The sequence below is a fragment of the Microcystis aeruginosa LEGE 91341 genome (assembly GCF_015206885.1).
Classification (GTDB): Bacteria; Cyanobacteriota; Cyanobacteriia; order Cyanobacteriales; family Microcystaceae; genus Microcystis; species Microcystis aeruginosa_H.
On sequence record NZ_JADEXY010000004.1, the window covers coordinates 60097 to 71924 of the forward strand.

The following is an 11828-nucleotide window of genomic DNA, read 5'->3' on the forward strand; positions in this document are numbered from 1 at the left end:
TTTAATAACCAGATTTTAGTAGGATAACCGATAACTGATAACCGATAACTGATAACTGATAACTGATAACTGAATTTAGGTGATCGCTTTTTCTAAAGCGACCAGATCGGGAATACAGAGAGATTCCTGCTGTCGTTGAATCAGGCCTTTTTTCTCCAATTTGGTCAAGGAGCGGGTCACGGTTTCCCGGGCCAGTCCACTAATACTACTCAATTCCCGGTGAGGTAAATTAGGAATTATTGCACCCTGACCGCTTTTTTCTCCTTGACCTTCGGCCAAAAAGAGTAAAGTATCGGCCACTCTGGAGAGACTATCGGCCTCGCGCAAACGTAAACGCCGGTTAAGCTGGCGCAAACGCTTGGCCATTAACTGAGAAAGACGAATTCCCGCTAAAGGCTCCGATTTGAGCAGATTAACAAAATCTTGGGCGGGAATACTGCTAATTGTGGCCGTGGTTAAGGTGATAGCATCAGTGGAGCGGGGAGATTCTTCTAAAGCGGCCATTTCTCCGAGTATTTCCCCTTTACCGACGATATTTAAGGTGACTTCTTTGCCATCCGTATTGTAAGTACGAATTTTCACCCAACCATCCAGAATAAAGTAAACCGAACCACCCCAATCATTTTCTAATAGAATTGCCCGATTAGCGGGATGAGTGCGGGTGACAGCATGAGAGGTAACTTGATCGAGGGTGTCAGGGGGTAAACCGACCAATAAGGTGGCTGTATCCAGTAATTTTTGAATCTCTGCTGATTTTTCCGCAGGATAGCGTTTTTCTTCCATGGTTTAATATTTAAATTTTGTTCGTTTTAAGTGGGTGATTCTACAATAGACAGTTGTGGGTATTTTTATTTATCTAGTGACCGATAAACAGGATTTTTCCTCCCTACTGACCGAGATCGATCGGATTCTTGCCAAGGTGATTTCATCTCTAGTTAACCCGCAAGAAGTTACTTCCGAGACAATTATCGCCACTCGTCAACATTTAGAATCGGCCAAAGCGCTTCTTTTTCCTTTATTATCCCCCGATCGAACCCCTGAAGTTGTCCGTTGGTCCCTGGGAATTGAGGTACAACCACCAGGGGTGAAAATCGTCTTTTTTCGGGAAAGCCAGGGACTGATTGATTTTTATCCTCTTTCTTGGAGTCTGGCAACGGGAACAAGCGATCTCTTACCCTGCTCTCAGGTGGAAGAATATCTAATTAGCTGGCTATCTAATCGGGATTTTAGCACCGATTCTTGGCTCTGGGAAGCTCTAGAGCGATTAGAAGCTATTATTATCACCGATGACGGGGAAACCCCCACGGATGACCTAAAAAAAGCCCTTCTCACAGCGCAACTAATACCCCCCGATTGCCTCTCTAGTCTGGAAACAGCGATCGCTACTGCTCTGGCCTATATTCCCACTAGCGACCAACCCCAAACCCAAACCCTACTTGTTATCGAAGGTAAACGAGAGACTACCACTTTAGCGCTGCTGGAAGTGCCACCGCAAACTTGCTCTTTATCCCGTCCAGCAATTGCTCTGAGCCATTTTAACTACGGGGAAAACACCTATGAACGGGCAATAGTATCTCAGTTAATTTATCCTCTCTGGCGTTCTTTTTTGCCGCTTTCTCCCTCCGATCTCACCGATAGTAATCCCTTAAAAAAATCTTTACTGGCAGCCGCTAGATTAACCAAATTAATCCTGCAAGAAGAAAGCGAATTTACCTCCTCTCTAGCTGGTCATACTTGGACGGTCAGTCGTAGGGATTTAAATAAGAAGGTGATTGCACCATATCTAGATAATCTAAGACAGAAAGTTAATGATTTGTTAGAAAAACAGCAAAAAAGTCTTAAAGATATCGATAAAATAATTTTTAGCGGTAGTTTTTTCTTGACTATTTGGCCCTATTTCTTAACAGAAATTCAGCAAGAATTTGCTGGCTGCCATCTAGAAGCCCCCAGTCAGGAAAGCTTCTCACCGGCAATCTTGGGTTTAGGTCGTCTCTGTTTATTTTCGGCTCTTAGAGGTCAGAAGGTCAATAATGCTTGAAAAATCAGCATCCCCGCAACAATTTACGGGGATATTTTTTTATCTTTTAGAAGGCAAAGTAATTGCTTTTTTACCACTAAAATAAACTGTCTCTATCCAAATTCGCTCGCCTCTTCAATATTAATAATCACTTTTTCTCAAGTTTCACCCTGACTCATACATCCGGGTAAATCGGGAATTAGTTTTTCCTAGACAAAAATGGTAGTAAATTCGTAGGTCGGGTTGAGGCTACGAAACCCGACAGAAACCCTCTTAATCCTTTTTTTGCTGAATAAAATGCACAACCGGACTAATTTTTGATTATAACGATTAAATAGGCTTGACTAGATCGCCAACTTGAGCATTATCAAAAGGTTTTAATTCATCCGATTCGACTACTTCAGATTGATAACTCCTCAATGCAAAAGGAGAATTTTCTATTCTTTTTCTATAAGTTTTTTTCTGATCGGTTTCAATTATAGATATTTTATCTTGAACAAAAATAATTCTTCCCGTACCTCTTACTAATTCGAGAAACCCTAAAGATTCGCCAGTATGGGGATCTAATATTTCTTCCTCATCGATACGATAAACCATCATTCTTTGACCTTCTCGAATTCCGTTCTGTTCACCTCTATTCATTACTAATTTATAGTCGTCAATAACCTTAACGACCGTGGCAGGAAAAGTTCCTTTGGGGGATAAAAGGGGAATTTCTGTGACGTTTTCCATAATTTCCTCTACAGGTTTAATTATTTTTTATAAATACTCGGTTTGACTTTGATTCTTTGAATAATTTTGTCTTCGTTATTAGCTAATCTGTCTAAAACATTTTGATAGCCCGCTTCTGGCTGGTCGAGAACTGTCTGTATTTTTTGATCGCTTTGTACATTTTTAACAAACCCCTCACCGATTAATACTTCAAACCCATCTTCGTCCGTATAGTAAAATGATATCATTAGTTGAGCGGCAAATAAATTTGAGGCTTCGAGTAAGCATTGAATATTATTATTTGCGTCCTTTTGAACTCGTAGGATTTTCGGAATAATATTTTGCTTGACTCTGTGATATTCTTCTAGTGACGTTTGTAACGCCTTATATAGAGTAGCTATAGCTAATATAGCTATCGTGATTATAACAAAAAGAACCACTAGAGGAATAGGTGTCTGCCCAGCAAATACCCACGCAAGTAAACTAGCGACAAAACCCAGGAATCCCAGCACCAATGACTGAATTCCTAACAAACTAGACCAAATTAACCCCCAAAAGTTATTTTTCATTTTTTTTGAAAACTCAAGAGACCGGCGATTAGCCAGTCTCTCAAGTCTTATCTATCTATTCTACTCGATTCCTTCGATACGGTCCTCCACTTCTTGATAAAGTTCCTGTAAGCGGTCTAAATTCTCTTGAGAAGTTTCCCAATAACCGCGACCATTAACTTCTAGCAAGGTTCCCACCATCTTGCGGAAAGAATTGGGATTGAGATTCATCAGACGCTGACACATCTCCTCATCTTGAATAAAGGTGGTGTTGACATCTTCATACACCCAATTATCCACCGCGTCAGCAGTTGCCGACCACCCCATAGTATTAACCAAACGCTTCGATAACTCTCGAACCCCCTCATAACCGTGACTTAACATTCCCTCATACCATTTGGGATTGAGTAACTTGGTGCGGGTATCTAAGCGCACGGTTTCCGATAAAGTACGCACCTGAGCATTAGCCGTAGTAGTATCAGCAATATAGGCCGCTGGTTTTTTGCCATCATCGCGTAAACTAGCGACAACTTTCGTCGGATCCGAGTCGAAATAGTGGGAAACATCGGTTAAACTAATCTCGCTAGAATCCAAATTTTGGAAAGTTGCCTCCGCAGTTTTTAAGGATGCTTCAAACAACTGACGATTATCGGCCATCATCCCCGGATTATCAGAATCGAAAGCAAAACCCTTGCGGTTGAGATACATATTCTGTAACTCTTTTTCCTCTTCCCAACTGCTATTTTCCACCGCGAGATTGATGTTAGAAGAATAGGAACCGGAAGCATTAGAAAAGATGCGGGTGGCTGCCTGTCGAACCGTTAAACCCATTTCTTTTGCTTGTTCAATAGCGTGTTTGCGGACATAATTCACCTCTATCGGTTCGTTTGCTTCCGCGGCCATTTTTACCCCTTGGTCAAGCAAGTTCATCTGATTGATAAATAAATCCCGGAAAACACCAGAACAGTTGACCACCACATCAATGCGCGGTCTTCCTAACTCCTCAAGGGGAATTAACTCCAGTTTATTCACCCGTCCCAAAGCATCGGGAAGGGGACGAACCCCCACCATCCAGAGAATTTGTGCTAGGGATTCCCCATAAGTTTTGATATTATCCGTTCCCCAGAGAACACAAGCGATGGTTTCCGGATATTTACCGCCATTATCCAGCCTTTGCCGTTCTAACAGACGATCCACCACGATTTTAGCCGATTTTACCGCCGCTAGGGTCGGGATAGACTGGGGATCTAAAGCGTGGATATTTTTACCCGTCGGTAAAACTCCGGGGTTACGGATGGGGTCGCCACCGGGGCCGGGAAGAACGTATTCCCCTTCCAATGCTTTTAATAGGGCCCCTAATTCATTATCAGCACAAATCTGTTCTAAACAGAATTCTAGGTACTCAAACAGGGGTTTTAATGCCACCGGATCAACTTTTGGATAACCCATCGACTGTAAAGTGTCGAGCCAAGGGGATTTCTTGCCTATATTCAAGAAATTCAGCTTAGAAAGCATTGATACCCGACCTTCTGCGTCCGTTTGGGACTCCACTAAAGCGGAAACGGCAGCGCGAGTCGCGAGGGTGATGTTTTGCAGTAATTCCACATCTTCTAACACACCTCGATCGCTATTACGATAAACTTCCTCTAGATCCCGGCCGATGCTGTTGGCAATAATCCGGGGTAACGAGAGTAAATCGTCCTCTTCCCGGTCTAAACTGGCAATATTGACCAAAGTTGCCACCGCTTCCAGCGCCGAAGGGGGTTTCCCAATAACGTGCAGTCCGCAGGGAAGCAAGCGCGACTCAATTTCCATCAGTTTACGATAGACCGAACCGACGATATTATCCCGTTCCTCTTGACTGAGATGGGCGGCATCACCATCCCTTCGGCCTGGCTCAGGGCAAGCAGGTAAACTTATATCTTTGTCGAGATTGACTAAGCGACATTTATCGACAATGGTATTGACAATTTGCACCCCACGCCCACTATCCTTCAGGGTTTGGTAGGAACCGATCAACTCGCTTAATTCCTTTAACCCTTTGTAGAGTCCGGCATTTTCTGCGGGGGGAGTGAGATAGGAGATAGTTTCCGCATAACTACGACGTTTAGCGATCGTCGCTTCGCTGGGGTTATTAGCGGCATAATAGTAGAGGTTGGGAATCATCCCGATGAGGTTATCCGGGTAGCATTCCCCAGACATTCCCATCTGTTTCCCCGGCATAAATTCTAGGGAACCGTGGGTGCCAAAATGGAGAACCGCATCTGCTTTCCAAACTTGATTGAGATAGGTATAGTAGGCCGCAAAACCGTGGTGGGGACTAGCAGAACGAGAAAAGAGCAGACGCATCGGATCCCCTTCATAACCGAAGGTGGGTTGAACCCCAATAAAAACGTTACCGAACTCTTTCCCGTAGATTAAAAGATTTTGTCCATCACTGTTGAGGTGTCCCGGTGGTGGTCCCCAATTTTCCTCTAAACGGACCGAATAGGGGGTTAAGCGCTCGTATTCGGGTACGGACATCCGATAGGCGATATTTAGCTCCGGACTATGGTACTGTGCGGTGGCATCATGGATTACCGCTGCCATCAGTTCTTGGGGAGATGCGGGTAGATCCTGCAAGTCATAACCATTATTCTGTAACGCTTTCATCACCTCGTAGATGGAACCGAACACATCTAGATAGGCTGCCGTTCCCACATTCCCTTTATCGGGGGGGAAACTAAAGACAGTGATGGCGACTTTTTTGTTTAGTTTCGGTTTCTTTCTTAGAGTAGCCCATTTTAGCGCCCGTTGAGCGATCGCTTCCACCCGATCCTGTAAAGCGATCGCTTTACCCGTGGCCCCATCCCGGCCCGATAAAATAATAGGTTCGATCGCACCGTCTAATTCCGGAATAGCAATCTGTAGCGCCACTTGAATCGGGTGTAACCCTAAATCGCTCTCTTCCCATTCCTGAGTGGTTTGGAAAACTAGCGGTAAAGCGCACATATAGGGACGATTGAGACGTTTTAAGGATTCTATCGCTTTCGGATGGTCTTGTCGCGCTGGACCTCCCACTAAAGCAAATCCTGTCAGGGAAATTACCGTGTCAACGATAGCCACCGCTGCCACTCCTTTTAAGCTTTTATCCCAGAAATATTCTTCTACCGGTTTAGAAAAGTCTAATCCCCCGGCAAAAACAGGCAGCACTCGCGCACCCATAGACTCGAATTCCTGCACGAGAGCGACATAATGAGCGTCATCACCAGTAACGAGGTGAGTTCTCTGTAAAATTAAGCCAACACAGGGAGCCAAGGGGTCTTTTAAGTCATCGGCAATATCACTGCGGTTATTGTACCAAGCGAAGTATTCCTTGACATCCGACCACATTTTCATGGATAAAGGATGCCAGATACCCATATCTGGATAAACTACCGGTTCTTTGTAAACTACGCTGTCATCCTTGTTATCGAAGACGTACTTATCGGCCAACATTAACAGGAAGTTCTCTAAATTTTCTGCCGAACCCCCTAGCCAATACTGGAAACTTAACATAAAGTTGCGTGCGTCCTGAGCTTTTTCCATGGGGAGGTATTTCAGGACTTGCGGTAAAGTTCGCAATAACTTTAACATCGCGTCTTGGAAACCAGCGCCAGAGTTTTCCCTGCGCTTTTTCATAAAGTTAGCGATGACACTCTTAGACTGTCCCAATTGGGCCATGGAAAAGCTGCCTAATTTATTTAAGCGCATTACCTGGGGCATAGAGGGAAAGACGATCGCCGCGTCTAATTTATCCCGATGGGGACTGACAGCGGCCACAACTTTATCGGCTAAATCTTCGATAAAGATAAGAGAAGCGATGAAAATATTAGCTTTGGCCACATCCTCTTGAAAATTGCGATAGTTTTCCCCATCGCGCAGTTCTTCGATTAAATAACCACTAATTTCGATCGCTAGTTTCGGGTTGTTAGCGTTGATTTCCCTGACCGCACTACTCAGCGCACTTTGGTACTGAGGTTCTAGCACGACATAGACCACCTTGACCAGCGATCGACCATTCAACGCGTCAGGAACTATGTGACGAATGGTGGACTTGACGTGAGTGAACATATATGATGGTTCTCCTTAGGATTGCTGAGTCTGGTATGAAGTGATTTTCGTCATCAGATGACGATCGCCCTTTGTTTAAGGTATTTGGATATATATGTTTCTGTTTTGTATCAGAAAATGTCACCCAAGTGAGTATTTACTCTGGGTTTTGACACAATTCGATAAATATCTTGCCATATTTTGTAACAAATGGTAAAGAGCTTTCGGAGTAAATGCTCAGGCTTTTCTTTACAAAAATTAATATTTAATCTATTGACTTTTAATTACAAAAATGTTAAACGTTAGCACCTCAGACGAGATGTCCCTGTTCAAAGATGATCAGGGTGAGGATTCGAGATCATCTCATAGAGAGCTGCAAGTGCTATAACTCAATCAAGATCAGCTTTTTGTGCTAGACCTCTGGTAAAAATCAAAAATTGTTGTTAGGGTGAGGAGTCATCTAAATCCTGTTTAAAAAGTATAGGAAAGTGGAGAGTGCTGGAGCTGCGGAGCAGCAAGAAACAATCGATAACTAGGCCAGAGGTTTACTAAAAATTGCGTCAATGACTGAAACGCTCATTGATCATTGCTAATTCAATTCCATCAAAAAATTATGGGATCGCTACAGCGTTTCTGATCAAGAGGAAGTATAACTTGATCGGGAATCGTCTCGGAGTCTCCCCAAAACGAAACCCTCATAACTCACCATTGGGATAACTACTATATGTAGTAGAATATGATAAGGAATACCGACTAAACCTAGCAGATTTTAACAGTTGATAACTACTCCGATAGTTAATTCTCATGAGTCGCTGATAAACCCTATTATTTTCAGTAACCGATCAACAATGTTTTTAAATTGGATAACTTTACCTTATTTATTAATTAATCCTGTTTTAATTCCCTTGAGTATAGCTCGATCGGAAACTATTCTTGCTCAAGAAGTCAGGGATCCTAATTATCAAAAACTGGTGCAGTACGCTCAAAATCAACAACTTGATCGCCTAGCCATGGCTGATATAATTCAGAATATCGCCACTCAATTTTTAGGAGCAAAATATCAAGCAGGATTACTCGATCGCTCGGCAACAGAAAAATTATTTATCTCTTTAAAAGAGTTTGATTGCGTCCTTTTTGTGGAAACAGTTCTCGCTTTGAGTCACAATTTTGCTTTAAAAAATTATCACTATTCTGCTTTTAGTCAGCAGGTTTTAAATCAGCGTTATCGCCACGGTATTCTCGACGGTTATTGTAGTCGTCTGCATTACTTTTCCGATTGGATTAATGACAACCAAAAACGAGGTAATGTAGAAAATATAACTCAAAAATTAGGGGGAATTACTCTTGACAAAAAGCTTAATTTTATGAGTAAAAATCGCCCTCTATATCCCCAGTTAAAAACTCAAAGTAATTACGATTGTATTCAACAGGTAGAACGAGGATTAGAAACCTTATCCTTAACCTATATTCCCACCGCTAAGATTAAAGATATTTATCCACAACTACAAGCCGGAGATATTATCGGTGTCGTGACTAATATCGCTGGTTTAGATACCACCCATACCGGTCTATTTTATCGCTTTTCCGATGGCAAAATTGGCTTAATTCATGCCTCTCCTGCCGGTCAAGTTACCATTGCTAAAGACCTACAAAAATATATCATTAAAGCGGACAAAGCCATCGGTATTTTTGTAGTTCGTCCTCTTGATCCAAGAAATAATTAACCCTGAATTGCTTTAGCTAGTTGAACGTGAAGTTTATGACTGGCTTTAAAAGCTATGTAATGAGCGGTGGGAATGGTTCCTAGTAAACTCAAATCACCAATTAAGTCTAATAATTTATGTCTTGCTGGCTCATTTTCAAAGCGTAAAGGAGGATTTAACCATTGATTTTGATCGCAGACTAAAGCATTTTCTAAACTGCCTCCTTTAATTAAACCAGCCTTTTGCAGATACTCAATTTGATCAGCAAAACCGAAAGTCCGGGCAGGTGCGATCGCATCTCGAAAACTTTCCTGATCAGGACTCCAACTATACCATTGATTACCGATCGGTTTATAGGCAAAATCGATGCCGTAGGTAAAACGTAATTCAGGGGAAGGAATCGCCGCCACAAAAGCATCGCCTTCGTACAACCAAATCGGTTGAGAAATAGTTAAATCTGATGGAGAAAAAGAGTTATCTAAACCAGCATTTTTGATCGCTTCCACCCAGATTTTGGCCGAACCATCAAGGAGGGGAATTTCCGCACCATCCACCTCAATGCGAGCATTCTCTACCCCTAAAGCGGTTAAGGCCGCTAATAAATGCTCAACGGTTCTAACCTTTGCTTCTCCTTGGCCCAATTCCGTTGATAAAGTCGTTTGGTAAACCGAAGAAACTAGAGCAGGAATAATCGGTTGATTGGCTAAATCTCTGCGGACAAAATAACGTCCTTCTCCCAGATTAGCCCCACAGACGCGCACCTGGGTTATCTCCCCCGAATGTAGGCCAATTCCCGATAATTCAAATTGTTTAGCGATAGTAGAAACCATAATTATCAAGTAATAAAGCTTTGATCAGTGAACAACAAAAATAACTAAATTTATCGATAACTGGTAACTGATAACTGATAACTGATAACTGATTAGAATCGTTCCCCGATACCGAAATGGAGACGAGAACTACCATCGACATTAAAACCGTAGTCAACCCGAATTTGGCCGACGGGAGATTGTACCCGAACACCTAAACCGTAACCGAGACCAGTACCGGGTAAATCCCGGACAATCCCGGGTTGACCGGGGACATCCCCTTGGGAACCAATAGTAGTGCCGAAATCGACAAATAACGCCCCCCCGATAATTGCCACAATGGGAAAACGATATTCGGCCGTCGCTTGGAAATAACTGCGACCGCTACCCACTTCTCCCTCGGCGTAACCTCGTACAGAGTTACTACCCCCCACAATAAAAGCATCGTAGGGGGGTAAATCGCCTAATACTGTCCCTGCTTGCACATTAAAAGCGAGGGATTGCTGACCTTTAAAAATATCGGTTTCAAAGAGATTAAAGGAATTAATAAACCGAACGGGGATAAAGTAACTGTAACTACCCCGAACACGAGTGCCGAAAATACTGCCAGAACCGACGGGGATAGTTTGTTCTAAACCTAGACGCAGGAAAGAACCACTGGTGGGTTGCAGGGGATTGTCGCGAAAATCTTGAATAGCGCCAAAATTGAGGGAAAGTAGATCATCGGTCCCAGAGGAACTAAACGCCAGTTGTTGACTGCCAAAACCATTGAGAGGTGCCGACAGGGGGGAGATGTCACCATTGGCATTTTGCACCTGTACCTGTTGATAGTTAAAGCCTAGGGAAACCACCCATTTTGGTTTCGTAAACACATCGGGGGCCAAAGGACGGACAAAAGTAATACCGCCACCCGTGCGGACGATACGGGGACTATCATTATCGTTCAGCGTCCGAATTGAGGAATTTTCGCCATCATAAACCAGAGAAATCGACTGTCGCCGGAAAACGTTCACCGTGTAGGAAGTGCGGAAATTATCCGTGGCAATCCAAGGATCGGAAAAACTCAGATCAAATAAAAATTCCCGTTCCCCTAACTGGACTTCTGCCCCTAAAGTTTGGTTATTACCGCCAAAATTGCGCTGTTGATAGCTAACAGTCCCGAATAGGCCTGCATTCGAGCTAATACCACCCCCAGCGGCCAGGGAACCAGTATTACCTTCCACCACATCGACGTTAACAATCACCTCCCTTGGGTCGCTGCCGGGGGAAAAAGACAGACGCACATCCTCGAATAAACCGAGACCGAAAACACGCTGTAAATCCTGTTGGGCCGTATTGCGGTTGAAAATATCTCCCGCTTTTAGACGCATTTCCCTAGTAATGATAAATTCTCTGGTTTTAGCCGTGACCGGTTCCTGTTCGACGTTAAAATAACGTACTTGAATTTTTTCGATTAAACCTTCGGAAATGACCAGAATCACCCGACCATCGGGAGTAACTTGCGGCGCACCAATCACCTGGGCTAGATCATAGCCGTTTTTGCTGTACCAGTCATTGATTTTTTTTACCCCCGCCTGTAGTTCCCGTAAATTCAGGGTTTTGCCGTATTGACTAGCGAAAATTTCCTCGACCACCCCGGCAGGTAAAATCGATTTGTCCACGGTTTCCGGGGCAATTTGAATCTGTACACCCTGAAAAACGGGGTTAGGTTGCACCTCAAAGGTAACTCGCACTCCTAGGGGCGTATCTTGGGGAACTGCCCGCACATCGGCAAAAAAACCCGTGGCAAAAACGGCGTTAATATCTTCTTGTAATTGCGATCGAGTTGTGCTTCGTCCGGGTCGGGTGCGAATGGTATTATAAACTAGATTTTCTAATTCTCGATCGGCCCCTTGTACTACCACTTCGGCCACCAAAACTCGCGACTCCTCGGCCTGCGCTGGTGGGGAGGTTGGGGGAGTTTCTGGAG

The 11828-nt window shown here is 43.6% G+C and carries 8 protein-coding genes; 2 read left to right on the plus strand and 6 right to left on the minus strand.

Features of this window, described 5'->3' with window-relative positions; translation table 11 throughout:
- Positions 1–75: 75 nt before the first annotated feature.
- A complete protein-coding gene (locus IQ234_RS01535; protein WP_193955769.1) occupies positions 76–783 on the minus strand; it encodes a Crp/Fnr family transcriptional regulator in 708 nt (235 codons plus the stop codon).
- A gap of 55 nt (positions 784–838) precedes the next feature.
- Between IQ234_RS01535 and IQ234_RS01540 the strand changes: the two genes are divergently transcribed.
- A complete protein-coding gene (locus IQ234_RS01540) occupies positions 839–2038 on the plus strand; it encodes a hypothetical protein (RefSeq protein ID WP_193955770.1) in 1200 nt (399 codons plus the stop codon).
- A 309-nt stretch (positions 2039–2347) separates the two neighbouring features.
- Here IQ234_RS01540 and IQ234_RS01545 read toward each other — a convergent pair whose 3' ends face one another.
- The 3 genes from IQ234_RS01545 to IQ234_RS01555 are packed head-to-tail and all read right to left on the minus strand — an operon-like array spanning position 2348 to position 7368.
- Positions 2348–2749, minus strand: a complete 402-nt coding sequence (locus IQ234_RS01545) for a hypothetical protein (protein ID WP_193955771.1) — start codon at positions 2747–2749, stop codon at positions 2348–2350.
- 20 nt (positions 2750–2769) lie between these two features.
- Positions 2770–3297: a hypothetical protein gene (locus IQ234_RS01550; RefSeq protein ID WP_193955772.1), complete on the minus strand. Its 528-nt coding sequence runs from the start codon at positions 3295–3297 to the stop codon at positions 2770–2772.
- Positions 3298–3357: 60 nt separating this feature from the next.
- Positions 3358–7368, minus strand: coding sequence for a magnesium chelatase subunit H (locus IQ234_RS01555; protein ID WP_193955773.1), 4011 nt, complete (start codon positions 7366–7368; stop codon positions 3358–3360).
- An 827-nt stretch (positions 7369–8195) separates the two neighbouring features.
- On the opposite strand from IQ234_RS01555, the gene IQ234_RS01560 reads away from it, so the two are divergent.
- Positions 8196–9071, plus strand: coding sequence for an N-acetylmuramoyl-L-alanine amidase-like domain-containing protein (locus tag IQ234_RS01560; RefSeq protein WP_193955774.1), 876 nt, complete (start codon positions 8196–8198; stop codon positions 9069–9071).
- Here the strand turns inward: IQ234_RS01560 and lpxC are convergent.
- Positions 9068–9880: a UDP-3-O-acyl-N-acetylglucosamine deacetylase gene (lpxC, locus tag IQ234_RS01565; RefSeq protein ID WP_193955775.1), complete on the minus strand. Its 813-nt coding sequence runs from the start codon at positions 9878–9880 to the stop codon at positions 9068–9070. The genes IQ234_RS01560 and lpxC overlap by 4 nt on opposite strands.
- A 92-nt stretch (positions 9881–9972) precedes the next feature.
- Positions 9973–11828, minus strand: a 1856-nt coding sequence (locus IQ234_RS01570; RefSeq protein ID WP_193955776.1) for a BamA/TamA family outer membrane protein, incomplete at its 5' end; no start/stop codon positions are given.

Bases quoted from the DNA above. Each gene is read 5' to 3' on its own strand.
- IQ234_RS01555 (WP_193955773.1), bottom strand. From the start codon at position 7,368: ATGTTCACTCACGTCAAGTCCACCATTCGTCACATAGTTCCTGACGCG.
- IQ234_RS01535 (WP_193955769.1), bottom strand. From the start codon at position 783: ATGGAAGAAAAACGCTATCCTGCGGAAAAATCAGCAGAGATTCAAAAA.
- IQ234_RS01560 (WP_193955774.1), top strand. From the start codon at position 8,196: ATGTTTTTAAATTGGATAACTTTACCTTATTTATTAATTAATCCTGTT.
- lpxC (WP_193955775.1), bottom strand. From the start codon at position 9,880: ATGGTTTCTACTATCGCTAAACAATTTGAATTATCGGGAATTGGCCTA.
- IQ234_RS01550 (WP_193955772.1), bottom strand. From the start codon at position 3,297: ATGAAAAATAACTTTTGGGGGTTAATTTGGTCTAGTTTGTTAGGAATT.
- IQ234_RS01545 (WP_193955771.1), bottom strand. From the start codon at position 2,749: ATGGAAAACGTCACAGAAATTCCCCTTTTATCCCCCAAAGGAACTTTT.